The sequence below is a fragment of the Brevibacterium sp. NPDC056726 genome, assembly GCF_042790515.1.
Taxonomy (GTDB): domain Bacteria; phylum Actinomycetota; class Actinomycetes; order Actinomycetales; family Brevibacteriaceae; genus Brevibacterium; species Brevibacterium sanguinis.
In genome coordinates, this window is sequence record NZ_JBHTYZ010000005.1 from 396,119 (window position 1) to 417,231 (window position 21,113).

Consider the following 21,113-nt stretch of genomic DNA (forward strand, 5'->3'; position numbering starts at 1 on the left):
GAGAGCCGATGTCATGGGAAGATGGTCGGCATGGATGCCCTGCTCCTCATCGACACCGACGACACAGCGCTGACCTCCGAGAAGGCCGTCGAGACCCTCGGCGGGATCGTCGGCCGCACCCGTGCGGTGGGCGGAGTGCTCATCTTCGCCACGACGAACGAGGAGGTCTCCGGTCGCGACGACGAGGAGATCAGCGTCTTCGGCCCCGACGAGGAGGACCTCGTCCTCCGCTCGGACAACCCCGACATCTTCGAAGGCGTCGACGACCTCGCCGCCGGTCTCCACGACATGGCCGTCGACCGGATCGTCATCGCCGGAGTCGATGAGAACCCCGGGGCCGTGTGGGCCTCGGCGATGGCGGCCCTCGTCTGCAACTTCGACGTCATCGTTCTCTCCGACTCCGTCGTCAGCGCCGCCGGCGATCCCGTCACCTGGGCCGATGCGGCCGAAGAGGCGGGTGCCATGGTCAAGCGCACCGAGGACACCTGGCTGCGCATGTGACTGCCGACCGCCTAGGCAGTGTGACATTGCTCTGAGCCGTCGGCGCTGACTGGCACGGCCACCGGGCGCGGTTCTACACTGTGTAGTGGGTAAATGGAGCCTGCATGGACCCTGAGGTGAGGAGGTGGCATGACCGGCTGGCACAAGTCGATCCGTGCTCTCTTCGCGGCCGTGATGACGACGATGCTCGCGGTCCTCATGCACGTCGGCGCCGGCGGTGACTTCTCCGCCCTCGGCACCGGCTTCGTCTTCGTCCTCGTCCTCTGGGCGGCGATGATCCTCGCGGGACGTCGCCTCGGATACCTCGCCCTCGCCGCGATCCTCGGCCTCGGTCAGCTCCTCATGCACGCCTCGATGGGCTGGTTCGGCCCGATGTCGTCGATGATGCGAGGGACCGCCGGTGGAACCGCCTCGGCGTCGCCGGATCCGACGATGTCGGCAGCCGAACACGAGCTCATGACCCCGGCCACCGGGTCTCTCGACCTCGGTCAGGCCGCGCCGATGGGCCATTCGATGGGCCACGCCAACGGCGCCGGCCCGGGCATGATCATCGCCCACATCGTCGCCGTCATCGTCACCGCGATCATCCTCAAGCGCGGTGAGGATCTCCTCTTCAGCATCCTCCAACTGGCACTGGGGCCGGTTGTCATCGCCCTGCGCGCACTCGCGTCCGCGCAGCACAGTCTTGCGGGGGCGCGCCTGCGCGTCGTCCGCCATGTGCGCGAACTCCCGCACATGGTGCCCGCGGCCGTCATCGGCCCGAACTACCGTCGCGGTCCTCCCGCGCCCGTCTGACGCCTCACCACCGGCAGCGCGCGATCTGACGACGCGCTGCACTCCACATCACCCTCGGCATTCGTCGAACAGTCATGCGATCATGCAGCCCCGGCGGCGCGATAGCCCAGCGCCACCCGGCGCCGGCCACGTGCCCGGGCAGTCATGCCTGCGGCATCGGTCACGGCCACGCGTCGACACACGGCGCGATAGAGAGCGGACATCCCGGTGAGCCTCCCGCCCTGCGGGACCTCCTGACAGGGATCGCCTCATGGCCGCATCGGACCCGCCTCGGCGACGGCATGATCCGCACCCGACCGCCGACGAACGCCACCACACGAAAGTGCAGACGAAATGCGCAAGAACACCATTCTCAAGTCCACCATGCCCGCGCTCGCCATGTCGGCGGCTCTCGTCCTCGGCCTCAGCGGCTGCGGTCAGAGCGGCAGCCAGAGCAGCGCCTCGGAACCCTCGGCCTCGAGCAGCAGCGCCTCGGTCGACGCGTCGGCTTCGCTGACGTTCGACGACGCATGGGTCAAGGCCGCTGACGAGGGCATGACGGGAATCTTCGGCACGGTGACGAACACGACCGACGCCGACATCAACCTCGTCGGTGCCAACTACGACGGCGCGAACATGGTCCAGCTCCACGAGACCGTCGGTGACGGCTCCGGTTCGATGATGATGCAGGAGAAGGACGGCGGCTTCGTCATTCCCGCCGGCGGCTCCCTCGACCTCGAACCGGGCGGCGACCACATCATGGTCATGGACATGACGCGCCCGATCAAGCCGGGCGAGGAGATCACCGTCGAACTCGTCACCGCCGATGACGAGACGATCTCCGTGACCGCGGTGGCCAAGGAGTACACGGGTGCGCAGGAGACCTACGCGCCCGGTGAGCCCGATGCCGCCTCCGACGGCGGCGACGGCATGGAGGGGATGAGCGACGACGGTATGGGCGACATGTCGGGCATGAGCGATGAGGGCTCCGGTGACAACTGATCCCCGCGACCCGGACTCCGCGTCGGGTCGCGACACCGAGCCCGCCGCTGAGCGGACGTCGTCATCGGCGGAGTCGTCGACTCCGCCGGGCGGGTCGGCGCCCGAGGACGTGACGTCCTCGGCCGCCGGGGCCGCGTCGGACAGCGCCGAGGCGGCTCCGACCCGCCGCGGCTTCAGCCGCCGGGGCCTCATAGCCTCGGCGGCCGTCGCCGGCGGTGTCGGAGCCGTCGGGTCGCTCGCCGGCTTCGGCATCGGGCGCGCCACCGAGGCGAACACCCCGCGGCCGCCGCGCGCCGACACCACCGGCGTCAACGGGGAGGTCGCGGTGCCGTTCTACGGCGAGCACCAGGCCGGGATCGAGACGGCCCCGCAGGCCCACGGCGAGTTCCTCGCGTTCACGATGAAGCCGGAGACGAAGAACGCCGCGGCCGTCGTGCGGTGGCTGCGTCTGCTCACCGCGGATGCCGCCGCGCTCACGCAGGGCACCGCGCCCCTGGCGGACTCCGAACCCGAGATGGCGGCCGATCCCGCGCGCCTGACGGTGACCTTCGGCTTCGGCCAGAACCTCGTCGCGCTCGCGGGCGGCCAGGCGGTCCCCGAGTGGCTGCGGCCGCTCGAGAGCTTCTCGATCGACCGGCTCGACCCGCAGCGCTCGACCGGGGACCTGCTCCTGCAGATCTGCGGTGACGATCCGCTCGGGGTCGCGCATGCCCGCCGGATGCTGTGGAAGGACTCCCGGGCGTTCGCCGACATCGCCTGGCAGCGCACGGGGTTCCGCAACTCCTACGGCACGAAGGGCGAAGGGCAGACGCAGCGCAACCTCTTCGGCCAGCTCGACGGCACGGCGAACCCGGGCATGGGGTCCGAGGACTTCAGCCGCCTCGTGTGGGGTCGGGCGACCGGCCGGACGGACGCGGTCTTCTCCGCGCGGGGTGAGCCGCCGACCGACCTCGGCGAGGCGCTGCCGTCGTGGATGCAGGGCGGGACGACGCTCGTGCTGCGCGACATCGAGATGAACCTCGAGACGTGGGACGAGGCGGACCGTCCGGCGCGTGACTTCTCCGTCGGCCGCTTCGTCGACTCGGGGGCGCCGACGACGGGCACGGACGAGTTCGACGAGCCCGATTTCACGGCCGTCGACGACCGGGGTCTCACGGTGATCTCGGCGGCCTCGCACATGGCCAGGGCCCGCGACGGGCTCGGACCGGAGGTGCAGATCGTGCGTCGGCCGTACAACTACGAGACCGGTGCCGGGGGTCAGTCGGGGCTGATGTTCGCGTCGTTCCAGGCGAACATCGACCGGCAGTTCCTGCCGATCCAGCGGCGGCTCGCCGAGGTGGATCTGCTCAACGTCTGGACCGTGCCCATCGGGTCGACGGTGTGGGCGATTCCGCCCGGGGCGAAGGACGGCGAATACGTCGGCCAGACGCTCTTCGGCGGCTGAGCACCGGCACTGCGGAGGCTGCTCACCGGCACGGCGAAAGCTGCTCACCGGCTCTTGCGCGGTTGCGCACCGGAGAGCCGGACAGCGACGAACGAGGCCGGGGGCCGGAGGGTCACACCCTCCGGCCCCCGGCCTCGTCCAGTCCTCCTCAGAACAGCGGGCTCGGCAGGGCTCCCTCCATCTCGAGAAGATGGCGCTTCGTCGCCAGTCCCTCACCTCGGGGCCCGCCCGAGTATCCGCCGAGGCCGTCACCGGCGACGACGCGATGGCAGGGGATGATCAGCGGCAGCGGGTTGAGCCCCATGATGCTCCCGATCGCCCGCGCCGGGACGCCGGTGCCAGAGCGTGCGGCGAGCTCCCCGTAGGTCACGGTCTCCCCATAGCCGACGGTCTCGGCGAGCACTGTGAGGACGGTCGTCGCGACCGGGGAGATCCCGTCGAGCGAGAGCGGGAGATCGAACTCGCCGAGGCGGCCGTCGAAGTAGGCGCGCAGCTGTCCGAGCGCCTCGGCGAGGAGGGGATCCCCGTGATCCGGGGCGGGCGCGGATTCGGCGTCGACCCATTCGACGCGGACGATCGCCGCGCGCGAGCTCGTCACGGCGATCGTCCCGACCGGGGTGGTCAGGGTCGCCGCTGCCGGGTGGGTCGCCTCGGTGATCTCCATGCCTTGATTATCACCTGCCTGCGATCTCAATCGTCGTGGCACGACCGAAACGACTGCGCCCGATGATCGGGCGACCGTGCACGCGGCACCACCGACGGCGGCCGTTCTGCGGTCGGGGCACGGCTGAGAACAAGACCGGGCCCGCCGGTTCGCGATGCGAACCGACGGGCCCGGTCAGGTCAGCGGAGACCGCAACCAGCTGCGCCCGGAGGTCAGCCGATCACACGGTCAGCGGCGCCCTGCGTCACTCGCTGATCTCGGTGGAGTAGGCGTCGGGGTTGTCCTTGATCCACTGGGTCACGGCCTCGGCTTCCTTGCCCTCTCCGTACTCGTTGACGACCATGTCCTCGAGCGAACCGTACTGCTGGTCGTCGAGTTTGATGCCCTTGATGTACTCGGCGGCCTCAGGGTTCTCCTCGGCGAAGCCCTTGGTGCCGAGGAAGTGGAGGGCTTCCGCTTCACCCATCGCGCCCTTGGGGTCCTCGAGGTCCTTGACGTCGTAGGCGCTGTTCGCCCAGAACGGACGCCACAGGGTCACCACGACCTCTTCCTGGTTGTCGATCTTGTTCTTCAGCTCGGTGAGCATCGTCGCAGTCGACGAGGTGACGAGCTCGTACTCGCCGTCGAGACCGTACTCGGGCATCATCGTGTCCTTGGTCTGCGCGGTCAGACCGGCGCCGGGCTCGATGCCGATGATCTTGCCGTCGAATTCGCTCGCCTTGCCCTTGAGGTCCTCGATCGAGTTGATGTTGCTGTACGAGGGCACGGCGATCGTCAGCTTCGCATTGTCGTAGTACGCGCCGAGGTCTTCGAGCTGATCCCCGTACTCGTCCATGTACTGCTTGTGGGTGACCTCCGGCCATGCCGAGGGATAGATGTCGACATCGCCGTTGGCCAGACCCGAGTAGAGGATCGCGGCCTCGGTGATCGTCTCCATCTCCACGTTGTAGCCCAGCTGGGTCAGCTGGTTCTCCAGCAGGTACGCGGTGCTGAGACCATCGGTCCATGACGGGATGAATCCGAGGGTGATGGTGCCCTTGTCTCCGCCTTCGCCGCCGCCGCTGTTGTTGCTGGCTTCCTGCGAGCAGCCGGTGAGAGCCAAGGCCAGAGCCGCGCTGACGGCGGCGATCTTCGTGACGAAACGCTTCTTCATCGTGGTTTCCTAACTACTGGTTGTGTGGTCTGTTGAGAACGGTGTGTCAACTCTGAGTGCGGACGATCTCTACCTCTTCCACAGTGTCCGGTTCGGCCGCCGCACGGGTGTTCGCGGCGGTGGCCCTGCGTCGCTTGAGGGCGCCGAGGAGGGAGTTCGGATAGTCCTTCGCCGTGCCCAGAGCTGCGGTGACGCGGTCGAGGTAGATCGCGAGGATGACCACGCCGAGTCCGGCTTCGACTCCGAGCGGCAGGTTCTGCGTGGCGACGGCTTCGACGACGTTCTTGCCGAGGCCGTCGGCTCCGACGATGCCGGCGATGACGGCCATCGCCAGGGCGAGCATGATGACCTGGTTGATGCCGGCCATGATCGTCGGGGTGGCCAGCGGGATCTGGACTCCGCGCAGGATCTGTCTCGGCGTGGCGCCGAAGGCGTAGCCGGCCTCGACGGTCTCCTTGTCGACGCCGCGGATGCCGAGCTCGGTGAAGCGGACGCCCGGCGGCAGGGCGAAGATCACCGTCGAGACGAGGCCGGGCACGACGCCGATGCTGAAGAACGTCACCGCGGGAATGAGGTAGACGAACGCCGGCATCGTCTGCATGAAGTCGAGGATCGGTTTGACGATCGCCGAGACCGTGTCGTTCCTCGCCGCCAGAATGCCGACGGGGATCGCGATGATGACCGCGACGAGGGCGGCGAGGACGACGAGCGCGAGCGTCTGCATCGCCGACACCCACTGGTCCATCGTCATGATGAAGAACATCGTGATGAGTGTGCCGATGGCGAACTGCCACGACCGCACGAGCCATCCGAGGAACGCGAGGATGATGATGATGACGAGCGGGTGCAGGTCAACGAGTACGGTGGTGAGGCCCTCGACGAGGAGGCGGACGACCACGGTGATGAAGTCGAAGAGCCAGCCCAGATTGTCCTTGAGCCAGTCGAAGAAAGTGTCGGCCCACGCGCCGACCGGGATTCTGATGTCCTCCATCACAGGGCCTCCCTCTCCACGGAGTTGTCGACGATCACGGTGTCCGGATCATCGCCGAGCACGTCCTCGATCTCGCTGGCCGCCAGCGGCGGCGCCGGCTGCTGCACCTCTCCGTCACCGGTGTGATGGCCGAGTGCTGCGAGCAGAGTGGCACGGGGGATCACTCCGACGAGCTGTCCCAGATCGTTGACGACCGGCAGCGGCAGCGGCGATTCGGCCGACGGGATGAACAGATCGATGAGGACGTCGTCGGGGTGGGCGACGATCGTCGGGGGATTGACGATGCCGTCGAGCGTCGTCGCTCCGCTGCGGATCTGCGCAACGGCGTCGCGGTCGGTGACCACCCCGAGCAGGCGGCGATCGCGATCGACGACGCACAGCGCCGAGGCGTAGCTGTCCCGCATCGCGCGCAGGGCCACGCGCGGTCCGCTCTGGTCGGAGAGGACCTGGCGGGGCTTCTCCATGACGTTTCTCGCCGTGAGCACGCGAGCACGGTCGACGTCCTGCACGAACTGTGCGACGTAGTCGTTGGCAGGATCCGTGAGGATCTCCTCCGGCGTGCCGATCTGGACGATGCGCCCGTTGCGCATGACCGCAATGCGGTCGCCCATGAACATCGCCTCATTGAGGTCGTGGGTGATGAAGATGATCGTCTTCTTGAATTTCGCCTGCAGCTCGACGAGCTGCTCCTGCATCTCCCGGCGGATGAGCGGATCGAGAGCGGAGAACGCCTCGTCCATGAGGAGGATGTCGGTCTCGGCCGTGAAGGCGCGGGCGAGGCCGACGCGCTGCTGCATGCCACCGGAGAGCTGCTCGGGGAACTTGTCTCCCCAGCCCTCGAGCCCGACGGCCTTGAGCCATTCCTCGGCCTTCGCCAGTCGCTCAGCTCTGGGGACGCCTCGCAGCTCGAGGGCATAGGCGGCGTTCTCCCGCACGGTCCGGTGGGGGAGGAGGGCGAAGTGCTGGAAGACCATCGAGATGTGGTCGCTGCGGACCTTGCGGAGGGTGCGGGCGTCGGCTTTGGCGATATCGGTGCCGAGCACCTCGACGGACCCCGCTGTCGTCGTCCACAAGCCGTTGAGCGTGCGGATGAGAGTGGACTTGCCCGAGCCCGACAGGCCCATGACGACGAAGATCTCGCCCTTCTCGACTTCGAAGCTCGCATCGATGACTGCGGCGGTGCCGAGCTTCGTCAGCTCGTCACGGTCGGCGCCCTCTTCGAGGCGCTTGACGACTTCGTTCTGGCGTTTGCCGAAGACCTTGTAGACGTGTGATGCCTTGACGACGCTCACGGATTACCTCCTTGGAGTCCTGACCGTCCGCAGAACGAGAGGCCTCACCCTGTCGCGCGGTTCGGCGACTGTCGAATCGAACAGGAGTCGATCACATGGGCCTCACCGCTCACGGAAATCTCAGACCTCATTATAGAATTTTCCACGCTTTTCGGCGGGAACAATATTCCTGTCACCGGGAGTGTTGTGGTTGACAGGGTATCTGACCTGCGATGATGCAGGACGATGCGTTACTTGATCGTTACATTTGCGTCTTGCGGAAGGACGTCATGACCTAATTCCCTTTACCATTCGACGATTGCATTTGCCATTGATCACTCGATAATTCCACAATGCGGTCGGGACTGATTCTCGTGCGCATCACTGCTGAAGTTCGCGGCGCAGCGAACCGCTGCGCGCAGACCCCGGTCCAGCGGGCGGCTGCGCACGCCTCACCTCGTGGGAGCCTCTACCCTTGAGACCATGAAGCCGCTGCCGTTCCTTCTCGACTCCGCCCCCGCGTCCGACTCCGCACCCGGAGCCGCCGCCCCGACCGCCCCGTCCTCGACCCCGGCGACGCGGAACCCCCGCCGCCCGGCGGTCATCGTGCCCGTCCTCCACACCGATGCCGAACTGCTGGCGCTCGGCTGCCGGGAAGCCGCCGACAGCGGCCTCGTCGATGTCATCGAGTGGCGCGTCGACCCCCTCGTCGCCGACACCCTCGATCCCGCCGGCGGTGGAGTCGATGCGGTGGCTGAGGCGATCCGAGAGCTCGCCCCGCACGTCACGGCCGCCGGTCTGCCGGTCCTCGCCACGCTGCGCACCGCTGCCGAAGGCGGGGAGGCCGAGCTCAGCGATGCCGCTTACGCCGAGGTGGTCGCCGGCCTCGCGGCGGCGCTGACCGACGCGAACGCGGCGGCCGGTGCGTCTGTCCCGATCGCGATCGATGTCGAGATCGCCCGAGATTCGGCGCAGGACGTCATCGGGGTGCTGCGGACCGTCGGCGTGCCCGTCGTCGCCTCCCGGCACAACTTCGCGGACACCGAGCGCGTCGCCGACATGCGCGAAACGCTCAATGAGATGCGGGCGGCGGGAGCCGCTGTCGTCAAGATCGCGATGATGCCGACGACTGCCGCCGATGTCGCCGATCTGCTCCGGGCCACCGCCGAGGCCGACGCGGACCTCGACTGCCCTGTGCTCGGGATCTCGATGGGGGAACTGGGCCGGACGAGCCGGATCCTCGGCGCCGACTTCGGCAGCTGCTCGACCTTCGCGCAGATGGGTACCGCCTCGGCGCCGGGACAGATCGCCGCCGGCGAACTCGCGGTCATCCTCGACCGGCTCTACGCCTGACCCCACTGCGGGACCGCTGAGGCCACCCCTCGGGGGAACTCCGGCGGGTGCGGATATGCGACCCTGCATGTCGACGTCGCCGGGGACGACGAACGCCCTGCCGGGTGGGAACCACTCGGCAGGGCGCTGGTGTTTCGGTGAGGGGTCGGCTCAGACGCCTTCGGCGATCTGCTTGCGGAACTTCTTCGGCAGAGCCTGGTCGCCGAAGTTGTTGCGCACGGTGTTCGCGGCCAGGCGCTGAACGACGAGCTGGGCGATGGCCACGCCGACACCGGAGACGACGGTCCAGGCCAGGGCCTCGGACATCGAGATCTCTTCGTCGACGGGGTTCGACGGTGCGGGACGATGAGTCGACTTCTCCCACGCGAAGGTGAGCACCTTCCGGGCTGCGACAGCTGCCACGATGGGCGCTCCGACGCCGATGATCTGCCAAGCGAGCTTTCCCATGCCCGTGTCCTTTCGTCCGAAGTTGAGGCGCGACTCCTCCGCTGCTCCGGCCGCGGCGACGACCGCCGTCGGATGAAGGAGTCCTTCGTCGTCCACACTATCGCAGGCGCCTGAATTTCATACTTTTGTGCGATGTGCGACGCGCCGTCGACCGATAGCGTGAGACCACCGATGCAGGGAGGAGGTCCGCGTGCTCACCAGACGGAAGAACGTCATGGTCACGAGTCTCTTCGTGCTGGGCATCTGCGGATTCGTCCTCGGCCTCGTCCCCGAGCTCGCCGCCTATTTCTGGGTCCTCTGGTTCATCGGCTGCGGGGCCTCGATGCTCGGTCTCATCCTCGCCGTCACCGTGCCCCGGCCCGCAGCCGAACGGCATGCGAACTGCCGCGGCGAAGCCGGGCACTGCGAAGCGGGCCGCCGCAGCGGGGCTGAAGACGGGCCGTCGCGGACGCGCGTGTCACGCGATCAGCACTGACCCACCCGACTGGCTGTCCCGCCCCGCTCACCCGGCGGCGATGATCCTCTGGAACTCCCTGGTCAGCGCCTCGTCACGCGACAGCGACTTCCCATCGAGCGCGCGCAGCGTCACCGCGGTGCGCACCGATGAGACGAACCACGCGCCGTCGGCGGAGAGGACATCGTCGACGCTGAGGTCGGCGTAGTCGGCCTTGAGCTCGAGTCGACCGGCATGGTCGAAGAGCAGCCGCTGGGTCGTCCCGGCGAGCAGACCGGCGGCGGGATCCGGGGTGAGGAGGTGGTCGCCTCGGCGGATGACGATGTTCGCGGTCGGACCTTCGAGGACGACGCCGTCGCGGGAGATGAAGAGGGCCTCGTCGGCTCCCTGCGCCTTCGCGTACCGCAGGGCCGCCTGGTTGACCGCATACGACAGGGTCTTCGCGCCGAGGAGGAGCCACGGTGCGCGCCGCCCGACGTAGGCGTCGTAGCCGCGGTCGACGCTCACGGCGCTCACGCCCTCGGCGCGGGCGGTGACGATCGCATCCTCGATGGGCACGGTGAACGCCCACCCGCGCGGGGCGTCGCCGCCGCGGGAGAGCGTGTAGCGGACCGCGAACTCCGTGGTCCCCGGGTTCGCGGCGATCGCCTCGGCGATGAGTCGGTCGACGGCCTGCCGCCACAGCTTCCGGTCGGGTTCGGGCAGATCGAGCGCCGAGGCGGACGAATGGAAGCGGGCGAAGTGGCGTTCGCGAGAGACGACGGTGGCCTCACGGGTGTCCGGGTTGACGCGGACGAGCACCGTCTCGAAGATGCCGTCGCCGCGGTGGGCGGCCAGGTCCGTGACCGGCAGCTGAGGGGAGGCGAGGTCGGCGGTGGTGACCGTCGAAGTGCCGGGATCGATGAGGACGAGGACTTGGGTCATGGGGACAGTCTACGGTCGCCGGTCCGAGTCCGGGAGTCCTCACCGGCAAGTGACGATGTCGTCGAGCGCCGGCGTGGGCGAAGGTCGGCCCCGCCGCATGCCGGTGCTGACACCTCAGCCGGCGTCGCGCGCTCAGCCGGTGCTGATGCCGAAGACGAGGCCGAGGCCGTAGGTCACGGCGGCGGCGCCGAAGCCGATCGCCATCTGCCGCAGCGCCCGCGGTCCTGGTGCCTTGCCCGAGAGCAGGCCGACGGTGCCGCCGGTGAAGAGGAGGGCGATGCCGACGAGACCAGCGGAGAGGAAGACGGCGGGCAGGCCCGTCATGCCGAAGATGTAGGGCAGGATCGGGATGAGCGCGCCCGAGGAGAAGAACGCGAAGCTCGAGAGCGCAGCGCCGATGCCGGTGCCCAGCGCGGAGCTCTCGATGCCGGATTCGAGGCTCGGCAGCTGTGGGGCGTTCGTCGTCTTCGCCTCGGAGATCGTCCGGTGGGCCTGGATCTCCGCTTCGTCGGGGTCCATGCCGCGGGCGCGGAAGACGAGGGCGAGCTCGTTCGCATCGATGTTGAGGTCGGCGAGCGCGTGCCGGGACTCCGGATCCGGGGTCGAGGCGTCGAGGAGCTCGCGCTGGGAGCGCACGGAGATGTACTCGCCGGCACCCATTGACAGGGCGCCTGCGAGGAGTCCCGAGACGCCCGTGAGGAGGATGACGGTGTTCGGCACTCCGGCCGCACCGACGCCGAGGACGAGCGCGAGGTTCGAGACGAGACCGTCGTTGGCGCCGAAGACGGCGGCGCGGAAGTTGCCCGACAGGCGGGCCCGGGAGCGGGCGGCGAGGGCGCGGACGACCTCGGCGTGGATCCGCTCGTCGGCGGCCATCTCCGGTGACGCGGCGTCGTCGTTCTGGTACGGGGAGCTCGTCTCCGACTGCTGCGCGAGCGCGAGGATGAAGACCGAGCCGAAGATCCGGCCGAAGAAGGCGAGGAAGAGGGTGACGAGGTCGGGGGTGCGCTTCTTCGCGGCATGCGGGCCGAGGAGGCGGATCCAATGCTGCTGGTGCCGGGATTCGGCGGCGGCGAGTCCGAGGAGGATCTCCCGGTCCTCACCGGTGCGGCGCTCGGCGAGATCCCGGTAGACGCGCTCTTCGAGGCGCTCGTTGGCGAGGTAGCGCTGCCACCGCCGGATGGTCCGGCGGTCGGGCGGAGGGTCGGTGGGCGCGGCGGGCGCAGACTGCTGGTTCGTCACTGGTGCGATGCTATCGGAGACCACCCCCTCAGTTCAACACTTGCGCAATTGCTTAAGTATGGGTTGTTATCCATTCGTGACCTAAGGATGTTACTGATGCGATAGGTTAATGAACCATGTGAGTTGTGTCACCGTTTCGTTATAGATGTTTGTGATTCGTTACCAACGGCGAACCACTCGGCGAAACACCAGAGTCAGGCTCTCCCAGCCCCGAGCGCACCGCACCCAGGGATGACAGACACCGGGTGTCCGCAGTCCGCGCTCGGGTGAGCATGTGGGGTCGTGCACCGTCGACGGCCCGTGAGGCGAGATCGATTCGCGTGGCACCTGAGGAGCGAAAGGAACTCCATGAAGTTGCGCATGAAAGCCGCGTTGGCCGTCACCGCATCCGCGGGACTTGTCTTCAGCGGCATGGCTCCGGCGATGGCCGCCGGAACCGCAGGTCCGACCGAGCACACCGATATGGGCGTCACCGGCGACGCCGTGATGGAACAGCTGCAGAACATCTCAGACATCTCGGTGAAGAACGCCGACACCGGGTACCGGGCGCTCGGCGCCCCGGGATACGAGGAGGCCGTGGAATACGTCGAGCAGACGCTCAAGGCCACGGGTGCCTACGACGTCAGCCGGCAGGCCTTCGACGTCGAGAACCAGGACTTCGGCACCGTCTCCGTCAACGTCGACGGGGAGGACGTCGCCGTCACCCCCGCGAGCTACACCGAGGGCACCTCGGCGCCGCTGACGGATCTGCCGCTCGTCGTGCCCGTCGATGACGACTACTCCGATCTCGCCGGCGGTCAGCTCGGCTGCCAGGCCGGCGACTACGACGATTCGGCCAATGGCGCGGTCGTCCTCGTCGCCCGTGGTTCCTGCACCTTCGGGGAAAAGGCACAGGCCGCCACGGACGCCGGAGCAGCCGCCGTCATCATCTACAACAACACGAAGGACGCCCCCGACGAGGAGCTCAACGCCACCCTCGGCGAGCGCATCGAGAACGGCGCGCCCACCGTGGGCACGACGTACAGCCTCGGCAACGGACTGCTCGAGAAGGTGCAGGCCGCGGCCGACGGGGAGGCGCCGGCCACCGACTTCACGCTCGAGACCGAGTACAAGACGTCGACGACGTGGAACGTCATCGCCGAGACGAAGGCCGGCGACAAGGACAACGTGCAGATGTTCGGCGCCCACCTCGACGGTGTGGCTGATGGGCCGGCCGCCAACGACAACGGCTCGGGCTCGGCTGCGCTGCTCGCCAGTGCTGAGGCGCTCGCCCAGCAGCCGACCGAGGTCGACAATGCGGTCCGCTTCGCGTGGTGGGGTGCTGAGGAGGTCGGACTCGTCGGGTCGACGAAGTACGTCGAGAGCCTGAGCGCGGACGAGCTCGCCAAGGTCAAGGCCTACATGAACTTCGACATGATCGGCTCCGACAACTACGTCGTCGGCACCCTCGACTCCGACGGCTCCGACGTTCCGGTGCCCGACGGCGTCAACGTCCCCGCCGGTTCGGCCGAACTCGAGAAGGTCTTCACCGACTACTTCGCCGACAACGACCAGAAGAACATCGGCACCGAGTTCTCCGGCCGCTCCGACTACCAGGCGTTCCTCGACGCCGGTGTGCCGGTCAGCGGTCTGTTCTCCGGGGCCGATGAGATCAAGACGGCGGAGCAGGTCGAGTGGTTCGGCGGTGAGGCGGGCAAGCCGCAGGACACGAACTACCACCAGCCCACCGACACGATCGACAACGTGAGCCGGGACGCGATCGACATCTTCGGACCCGCGATCGCCTACTCCGTCCACACGCTCGCCTACGACCTCGCGCCGGCTCCCACGGAGACCCCGACGGAGACGCCGACCTCCACGCCGACCGAGACCCCGACCTCGACTCCGACGGAGTCGCCGACGGACGCTCCCGACGAGCGGAGTCTGACGATCGATCCGACGACGATCGATGAGAACGACTTCGTCTCCGACACCGGCGTCCAGGTCACGGCCACCGGCTGCACGCCGGGGACGACGGCGACGATGACGGTGGATCCGAAGAACGGCACCATCGAGAAGTTCGAGCAGACCGCGACCGTCGACTCCGACGGCGTGGCGAAGTTCGGTGTCCGCGGACTCGATGAGTCGAAGTCGGCCGAGTACGTCGGAAAGTACGACGTCACCGTCGACTGCGAGGGCGGCGACGCCCTCAACGGCTCGTTCGAGGTCGTCGCGGCCGGAGCCGACGATCCGGGCGCCGGCGGCGGTGGCGGGGGAGACCTCCCGCGCACCGGTAACGAGGCTCTTCCCCTCGTCGCCTCGGCCGCAGCGCTCATCGTGCTCGGTGTCGTCATGACCATGGGCGCCCGCCGCAGGAAGGCCGGCAGCCTCGAGTGAGACGGTGAGTCCGGGTCGGCGCGGTCATGACCGCACCGCCCCGGACTGATCCACCCCGAAGCCACGCGGGCCGGTGACTGGACAAGTTCGCCGGCCCGCGTGATCATTCTCTGCCGGCGACCTCATCGTCGTATGCCGGGGCCCGCATCCTTGTCTGCCGGCACGCGCCGAGGCGGCGGGAATCGCACCGTGCGAGCGTGACCCCGGACACGCCCCTCCTCCGCATCTCACGGGCGCTGGTGCGGTCTGACCAGGTGTGACGGTGCTTCTCTGGGCTCGGCGACGCAGGATCCGCCCAGCTTCGCCCGGCACAATGAGGTTCCGTGACCCCTAAGAAGCTCTTCAATTTCTTCGCCGTCGCCGAGGCCATCACGTGGGCCCTCCTGCTCTTCGGCATGTTCCTCAAGTACGTCACCCAGACCACCGAGGTGGGGGTGCGCATCGGAGGCGGAATCCACGGATTCGTCTTCCTCTGCTTCGTCGTCGTCGTCCTCCTCGTCGGCATCTCCCAGAAGTGGAGCATCGGGCGCATCCTCATGGGCCTCGTCTCCGCGGTCATCCCGTTCGCGACGATCCCGTTCGAGATCGCCTCGGCGAAGGCCGGAGCCCTCGACGGCGACTGGGGGCTCGGCCGTGGCGGCCGGGCGCCGCGCGGACCGCTGGAGAAGCTGAGCGCGTGGGCGCTGCGCTCGCCGTGGCTGGCCGCCGGGGTCGGCGCGATCGTCGTCATCGCGGTGTTCTCCGGACTCCTCGTCGTCGGTCCTCCCGGCAGCTGAGCCGCCGCACGATTCCCACCGCCTCGGCGAGTTCCTGACCTGGAACATCTCCGTCCTCTGCGGCCTGGGCAGGCGTCGTGGCCTCCGATAGGGTGGTGAGCACGGGCCGACTACATGCGTCGGCTCGCCTGCATCCCCGTTGAGGAAACGAAAGGCCCGCTCATGGACCTCATACTCGGCGCCGTCATCATCGGCGCCATCGCCATCGTCGTGCTCATCGCACTCGTCGTCATTCTCCGGTCGTACAAGATCGCCTCCCCGTCCGAGGCCCTCATCATCACCGGACGCAACGCCTCGGGAGCGTCCGGGTCGGGACGGATCATCATCGGCGGACGCGCAGTCGTCTACCCGATCGTGCAGAAGGCGTTCATTCTCTCGCTGTCGTCGCGGCAGATCTCGGTCGAGATCGACGGCATCTCGAAGAACGGCATCGCGCTCAAGCTGCGCGGCGTCGCTCAGGTCAAGGTCGGCGGCACCGACGATGACGTGCGCAAGGCCGCGCAGCGCTTCCTCGACCAGCAGGATCAGATCGACCACTACAGCAAGGAGATCCTCTCCGGCACCCTGCGCGCCGTCGTCGGCACGCTCACCGTCGAGCAGATCATCCAGGACCGCGCCTCCTTCGCCGCGCAGGTGCAGGAGGAATCCGCGCACTCGATGAACAACCAGGGTCTCGTCATCGACACCTTCCAGATCTCCGCGGTCGAGGACGAGGGCAGCTACCTGCGCGACTGGGGTCGCCCGCAGGCCGCTGAGGTCGCGAAGAACGCCGCCATCGCCGAGGCGAATGCCTCCCGCGCCGCGGCCGTCGAGGAGGCGCAGCAGAACGAGGAGACGCAGAAGCAGCAGGCGCTGACCGATCAGGCGATCGCCGAACAGCAGCAGCAGCTCGCGCTGCGCCGGGCGGCGCTGAAGGAGGAGGCCGACCAGCGACAGGCGACGGCCGACAACGCCGGACCGCTCGCCGCCGCGGCGGAGAAGCAGAAGCTCCTCGAACGCGACCGGGTCGTGGCGAAGGAGGCCGCGGAGCTGCGTGCCGAACAGCTCGACGCCGAGGTGCGCCGCCCGGCCGATGCCGAGCGCTACCGCCAGCAGGCCGAGGCCGACGCCCGAGCCTACGAGATCGAAGCCCAGGGCCGAGCCGAGGCTGCTGCCGAACTCCACCGCCGGTCGAAGGAAGCCGAAGCCATCCGCCTCGAGGGCCAGGCCGAGGCCGACGCCATCAAGGCACGCGGTGAGGCCGAGGCCGGAGCCCTCGAGGCACAGGCCGAGGCGTACAAGAAGTTCAATGACGCCGCCGTCCTCTCGAAGGTGCTCGAAGTGCTGCCGGACATCGCCGGCGAACTCGTCGCTCCGTACGCGAACATCAAGGACCTCTCGATCGTGTCGACCGACGGCGAGTCGAAGCTCGCGAACTCGGTGTCGAACAACCTCGCCCAGGTGCTCGAGGTCGTCCGCGGGACGACCGGCATCGACCTCACCGACCTCGTCGACAAGGCGCAGGGCGGAGGGTCGGCCTCGGGTGACGGCGACGACGATGCGGACGGTCCGGGCTCGGGTGGTCCGGGGTCCGGCGGTTCCGGGTCGGGCTCTGGTGGATCGGGTGGCCGCGGTCAGGTCATCGAGGGTCGTCTCGCCGACGACACTCCGGCCGCGCGCCGGGAGGCCCGGCGCGAAGCCCGTGACGGCTCCGGCGGTCGCCGTTCGGGCAGCGGAGGAACCGGTGGCCGCGCTGACGGCGGTCAGCGCGACAGCAGTCAGCGTGACAGCAGCCAGTGGGCCGGGTTCGACCCGAAGGACTTCCTCGACCCGGATGGCGGTCTCGACATCCAGCACATCGGCGACGAGGTCAAGCGCGCGACCGGCATCGACGTCCAGGCCTACATCGACGAGGCGCTGCGCCGCCGCGACGGCGGTGCCGCGGGAGGCAGCGCCGGATCGGGCTCCGGTGCGGGCACCGGTTCGGGGCCTGGTTCGGGACCCGCAGGTGGACCGGGGTCGGGACCGACTCCCTCCGGCGGCGGCACTGGTGGCGGTGCGTCCGGCGGCGGCACTGGTGGCGCGACAGGCGGCACTGGTGGCGCGACGGGCGGCACCGGCGGTGCGTCCGACGACGATGAGACCGGCAGCGGTTCGACGTCGAACTGACGTCGGTCGGTCTCCAGCGGAACCTGATCCGCACCGAGGCGGCGCCGCTCGCCTTCCGGTGAGCGGCGGCTCGCCTCCGCTGTGAGGGTCCTCCTCCCCTGCGGGTCATCCGCACTCGAGGACCCTTCACACTGAGGACCTACCACGCTGAGGCTCCTGCGCCCCCGAGGTGGATCCCGCTCGATAATCACGCGATCATCGAGCGGGATCCACCTCGGGGCCGTCGTCATGTCCGCGGGAACCACCTCGTGGCGTAATGTCCGCGGGCACCCAACGGGGACGTCGTCATATCCGCGATCCCCGCTGCGTCCGCGTCCCCCACTGTCCTCCGGCACGTGAGCATTCACTTCAGGCATATTCATAAATACATACGCATATGTTAATGTGAGTGTGAAAGGAGTCCTCATGTCTCATGACCACTCGCACGAAACCGGGTCGCGCAAGCGGCTCGCGATCGTGTTCTGCATCGTCCTGGTGATCTTCGCCTTCCAGGTCTTCGGTTCGATCTGGACCGGCTCGCTCGCCCTGCTCGTCGACACCGGACACAACTCCGTCGACCTCATCGGACTGGGCATCGCGCTGTTCGCCGCGACGCTCGTCGCGCGGCCGCCGAAGGGGCAGAAGACGTGGGGCTTCAAGCGCGCCGAGGTGCTCGCCGCCGGTGCGCAGGCGACCCTGCTCCTCGGCCTCGGCATCTACAGCCTCATCGAGGGTGTGCGCCGCTTCTTCGCGCCGCCCGAGGTGCCCGGCCCCGAACTGCTCATCTTCGGCGTCGTCGGCCTCGCCGGCAACGTCGTCTCGATCCTCATCCTCACCTCGTCGAAGAACTCCTCGCTCAACCTGCGGGCAGCATTCCTCGAGGTCATCGCCGATGCGCTCGGCTCCGTCGCCGTCATCGTCGCCGCGGTCTCGATCTGGCTCTTCGACTGGACCCGCGCCGATGCCGTCGCCGCCCTCGTCATCGCCGCCCTCATCGTGCCCCGCGCGTTCGCGATCCTCAAGGAGACCGGATCGATCCTGCTGGAGTCCGCGCCGAAGAAGCTCGACCTCGAGGCCGTGAAGAAGCACATCGAAGACGTCGATCACGTCGAGGCGGTCCACGACCTCCACGTCACCCGCATCGACTCGAACCTCCCCGTGCTCACCGCCCACGTCGTCCTCGCCGACGAGTGCTTCTACGACGGGCACGCGCCGCGGATCCTCGCGGACCTGCAGGCGTGCGTGGCCGACCACTTCGACGTCTCGATCGAGCACTCGACGTTCCAGTTCGACACGGCGAAGGACGCGGAGAAGGAGAAGCAGACCCACAGCTGAGGCCTCGGCACCGAGGCGGCTGCACCGCAAACCAGAGCGCCCGCTGTTCCCCCGTTGAGCGAGGAGACGGCGGGCGCGGCTGTGCCGGGCTGGGAGGTCAGGGAGTCGGCAGCGGTGCGGCCGCCTCGGCGTGGATCGCTTCGAGCTGGGCGACGATCGCCTCGGTCATCTCGATCGTGTTCGCGTTTCCGCCGAGGTCACGCGGCAGGATCCCCGCCCCGGTGACGTTCTCGACGGCCTGCCGCACCGCGTCGGCCTCGGCGGGCCGGCCGAGATGGTCGAGCATGAGCGCGGCCGAGGAGATCGCTCCGATGGGATTCGCGACCCCCTGCCCGGCGATGTCGGGTGCCGAGCCGTGGACCGGCTCGAACATCGAGGGATGCCTGCGTTCGGGGTTGAGGTTCGCACTCGCGGCGAGTCCGAGGCTGCCGGCCAATGCGGAGCCGAGATCCGAGAGGATGTCGGCGTGGAGGTTCGAGGCGACGACGACGGAAAGCTCCTCGGGGCGAAGGACGAACTTCGCGCTCATCGCATCGACGAGGACGCTCTCGGTCGCGACGTCCGGATAGTCCTCGGCGACGCGGGCGAAGACCTCGTCCCAGAGCACCATGCCGTACTGCTGGGCGTTCGATTTCGTCACGCTCGAGACCTTCTTCACCGGACGGGTGCGAGCGAGATCGAAGGCGAAGCGGATGATCCGCTCGGTCCCCTTCTCCGTGTGGAGGCTCGTCTGCAGGGCGACCTCATTGCCGGGGCCGCGACCGCTCAGATTGCGCCCGCCCATACCCGCGTACTCGCCCTCGCTGTTCTCCCGGACGACGATCCAGTCGAGTTCGGTGTCATCGGCCTTGCGCAGCGGGGATTGGACTCCGGGCAGGAAGGTCACGGGCCGGATGTTCGCCCACTGGTCGAACGGCTGCGTGATCGCCAGGCGCAGCCCCCACAGGCTCGTGTGATCGGGGACATCGGCCGAACCGACGGCACCGAAGTAGATGGCGTCGTGCTTCTGCAGCTCGTCGAGGCCGCCGGCGGGGATGTAGTGGCCGTGCTCGAGGTAGTGCTCCGAGCTCCACGGGTACTCGGTGATGTCGAAGGCGATCGCGCCGTCGGAGAGCTTGGCGACCGTGTCGAGCACGCGCAGTCCAGCGGCGACGACCTCGCCGCCGATGCCGTCGCCGGGAATCGATGCGATGGAGAAGGTCTGGGTATCGGTCATGTCGGTCCTCGATCGTCTGAGGGAGTGGGCTCATTCCATTGAGCGCGTCGACGAGTCATAAGTCCAAGACGAGTTCTCGATTCCATTCATCGGCTCTGCCTATGGTTGGGGGAGTGGCCCCTCCTCTGTTCGGGGGAGCATCCCTGAGTCGCCGAGGCGGGCGGCCGTGTCGAGGAACGCCGCGGCGGCCGGCGTGAGCCCCGCGGGACGGGAGACGGCGGAGACGTGCAGGGCCGGCGCGCCGCGCAGGGGGACCATCTCGACGTCGTTCGCCGCGGCGAACACCTGCCAGGCCGAGGGCAGGACGGCTGAGCCGAGCCCCGCACGGACGAGGGGCAGGATCGATGAGCGATGCGCCACCTCGGCGGTGATGTCGATGTCGATCCCCTCCGCGATGAGCTCATCGACGTAGGCGCGCATGAGCGAGCCCGGGTGGGAGACGATGAAGCGGGTGCCCGCCAGCGCTCTCGGGTCGACCGGCGCTGGTCCGGGAGGCGTCTGCGACCGCGGGCGGGCGAGCATGAGGGGGTGAGCGGTGACCTCGAGGACGTCGAGATCCTTGACCTTCAGCGGCTCGCGGCTGCCGGGGAAGCCGATCTCGGCGCGTCCGTGGCGGACGGCTTCGAGGGTCTCCTCGGCGGTGAAGGTGCCGTCGACGGCGAAGGCGATCTTGGGATGCGCGAGCGTGAAGCTCGCCATCAGCGACGACAGCGGTTCGATGCTCGGCGACGGCATCGCCGCGATCTCGATCCGCCCGGCCTGGAGCCCGCGCAGACGATCGATGTGCGCCTTCGCCGCATCGAGGTCGCGGACCGCGAGCCGCGCCGGACCTTCGAACTCACGTCCGGCCTCGCTCAGGCGCACGGTGCGGCCGATGCGATGGAAGAGCGAGACCCCGAGTTCCCGCTCCAGCCCCTTGATCGTCTGCGACAAGGACGGTTGGGCGACGAGCATGGCCTCTGCCGCCTTCGTGAAGCTGCCGGTGTCGACGACGGCGAGGAACTGGCGGAGCTGACGAATATCCATAGGCCCATGCTATTGGTCTGATCGGAAACAGGCCTTG

General features: G+C 68.4%; 19 protein-coding genes. 10 read left to right on the forward strand and 9 right to left on the reverse strand.

What is annotated here, in order from left to right; all coding sequences use genetic code 11:
* Positions 1-30: 30 nt before the first annotated feature.
* From ACFQ91_RS13010 to ACFQ91_RS13025, 4 genes are all read left to right on the forward strand, one after another.
* Positions 31-501: an isochorismatase family protein gene (locus tag ACFQ91_RS13010; RefSeq protein ID WP_211978609.1), complete on the forward strand. Its 471-nt coding sequence runs from the start codon at positions 31-33 to the stop codon at positions 499-501.
* A 129-nt stretch (positions 502-630) separates the two neighbouring features.
* Positions 631-1,296: a hypothetical protein gene (locus ACFQ91_RS13015; protein ID WP_344258974.1), complete on the forward strand. Its 666-nt coding sequence runs from the start codon at positions 631-633 to the stop codon at positions 1,294-1,296.
* A 333-nt stretch (positions 1,297-1,629) separates the two neighbouring features.
* A complete protein-coding gene (locus ACFQ91_RS13020) occupies positions 1,630-2,277 on the forward strand; it encodes a copper chaperone PCu(A)C (protein ID WP_344258972.1) in 648 nt (215 codons plus the stop codon).
* Positions 2,267-3,721, forward strand: a complete 1,455-nt coding sequence (locus ACFQ91_RS13025; protein ID WP_349251974.1) for a Dyp-type peroxidase — start codon at positions 2,267-2,269, stop codon at positions 3,719-3,721. Before ACFQ91_RS13020 ends, ACFQ91_RS13025 begins: the two co-directional genes overlap by 11 nt.
* Before the next feature lie 148 nt (positions 3,722-3,869).
* On the opposite strand, the gene ACFQ91_RS13030 is transcribed toward ACFQ91_RS13025, so the two are convergent.
* The 4 genes from ACFQ91_RS13030 to ACFQ91_RS13045 all read right to left on the reverse strand — a co-directional run bounded on the left by ACFQ91_RS13030 (position 3,870) and on the right by ACFQ91_RS13045 (position 7,821).
* Positions 3,870-4,385 carry a methylated-DNA--[protein]-cysteine S-methyltransferase gene (locus ACFQ91_RS13030; RefSeq protein WP_211978614.1) on the reverse strand — a complete coding sequence of 172 codons (516 nt, stop codon included), beginning with the start codon at positions 4,383-4,385 and terminating at the stop codon, positions 3,870-3,872.
* 244 nt (positions 4,386-4,629) lie between these two features.
* On the reverse strand, positions 4,630-5,538 hold the full coding sequence (locus ACFQ91_RS13035; protein WP_198499924.1) for a glycine betaine ABC transporter substrate-binding protein: 909 nt from the start codon (positions 5,536-5,538) through the stop codon (positions 4,630-4,632).
* 46 nt (positions 5,539-5,584) lie between these two features.
* Complete coding sequence (locus ACFQ91_RS13040) at positions 5,585-6,529, reverse strand: proline/glycine betaine ABC transporter permease (protein WP_211978615.1); 945 nt, start codon at positions 6,527-6,529, stop codon at positions 5,585-5,587.
* On the reverse strand, positions 6,529-7,821 hold the full coding sequence (locus tag ACFQ91_RS13045) for a glycine betaine/L-proline ABC transporter ATP-binding protein (protein WP_198499922.1): 1,293 nt from the start codon (positions 7,819-7,821) through the stop codon (positions 6,529-6,531). Before ACFQ91_RS13045 ends, ACFQ91_RS13040 begins: the two co-directional genes overlap by 1 nt.
* A gap of 462 nt (positions 7,822-8,283) precedes the next feature.
* Here ACFQ91_RS13045 and ACFQ91_RS13050 point away from each other — a divergent pair, with 462 nt between their 5' ends.
* Positions 8,284-9,153, forward strand: a complete 870-nt coding sequence (locus ACFQ91_RS13050) for a type I 3-dehydroquinate dehydratase (protein WP_211978616.1) — start codon at positions 8,284-8,286, stop codon at positions 9,151-9,153.
* A 150-nt stretch (positions 9,154-9,303) separates the two neighbouring features.
* On the opposite strand, the gene ACFQ91_RS13055 is transcribed toward ACFQ91_RS13050, so the two are convergent.
* Positions 9,304-9,600 (reverse strand): DUF4235 domain-containing protein, encoded by a 297-nt coding sequence (locus tag ACFQ91_RS13055; protein WP_137826580.1) that lies wholly within the window; start codon positions 9,598-9,600, stop codon positions 9,304-9,306.
* Between the two features lie 190 nt (positions 9,601-9,790).
* Here ACFQ91_RS13055 and ACFQ91_RS13060 point away from each other — a divergent pair, with 190 nt between their 5' ends.
* Positions 9,791-10,075, forward strand: coding sequence for a hypothetical protein (locus ACFQ91_RS13060; RefSeq protein WP_211978617.1), 285 nt, complete (start codon positions 9,791-9,793; stop codon positions 10,073-10,075).
* A 27-nt stretch (positions 10,076-10,102) separates the two neighbouring features.
* Here ACFQ91_RS13060 and ACFQ91_RS13065 read toward each other — a convergent pair whose 3' ends face one another.
* A complete protein-coding gene (locus ACFQ91_RS13065; protein ID WP_211978618.1) occupies positions 10,103-10,978 on the reverse strand; it encodes an aminodeoxychorismate lyase in 876 nt (291 codons plus the stop codon).
* A 132-nt stretch (positions 10,979-11,110) separates the two neighbouring features.
* Positions 11,111-12,220, reverse strand: coding sequence for a VIT1/CCC1 transporter family protein (locus ACFQ91_RS13070; RefSeq protein ID WP_198499918.1), 1,110 nt, complete (start codon positions 12,218-12,220; stop codon positions 11,111-11,113).
* A 348-nt stretch (positions 12,221-12,568) separates the two neighbouring features.
* Between ACFQ91_RS13070 and ACFQ91_RS13075 the strand changes: the two genes are divergently transcribed.
* From ACFQ91_RS13075 to ACFQ91_RS13090, 4 genes are all read left to right on the forward strand, one after another.
* Positions 12,569-14,596: a M20/M25/M40 family metallo-hydrolase gene (locus tag ACFQ91_RS13075; RefSeq protein WP_211978619.1), complete on the forward strand. Its 2,028-nt coding sequence runs from the start codon at positions 12,569-12,571 to the stop codon at positions 14,594-14,596.
* Between the two features lie 323 nt (positions 14,597-14,919).
* Complete coding sequence (locus ACFQ91_RS13080) at positions 14,920-15,372, forward strand: DUF3817 domain-containing protein (RefSeq protein ID WP_211978620.1); 453 nt, start codon at positions 14,920-14,922, stop codon at positions 15,370-15,372.
* Between the two features lie 162 nt (positions 15,373-15,534).
* The gene (locus tag ACFQ91_RS13085; RefSeq protein WP_211978621.1) at positions 15,535-17,520 is read left to right on the forward strand and encodes a flotillin family protein; all 1,986 of its coding nucleotides are present in this window, start codon (positions 15,535-15,537) and stop codon (positions 17,518-17,520) included.
* A gap of 405 nt (positions 17,521-17,925) precedes the next feature.
* A complete protein-coding gene (locus tag ACFQ91_RS13090; RefSeq protein ID WP_211978622.1) occupies positions 17,926-18,834 on the forward strand; it encodes a cation diffusion facilitator family transporter in 909 nt (302 codons plus the stop codon).
* 97 nt (positions 18,835-18,931) lie between these two features.
* Here ACFQ91_RS13090 and ACFQ91_RS13095 read toward each other — a convergent pair whose 3' ends face one another.
* A complete protein-coding gene (locus tag ACFQ91_RS13095; RefSeq protein ID WP_211978623.1) occupies positions 18,932-20,050 on the reverse strand; it encodes a tartrate dehydrogenase in 1,119 nt (372 codons plus the stop codon).
* Between the two features lie 99 nt (positions 20,051-20,149).
* Positions 20,150-21,076: a LysR family transcriptional regulator gene (locus ACFQ91_RS13100; RefSeq protein WP_211978624.1), complete on the reverse strand. Its 927-nt coding sequence runs from the start codon at positions 21,074-21,076 to the stop codon at positions 20,150-20,152.
* Positions 21,077-21,113 lie beyond the last annotated feature (37 nt).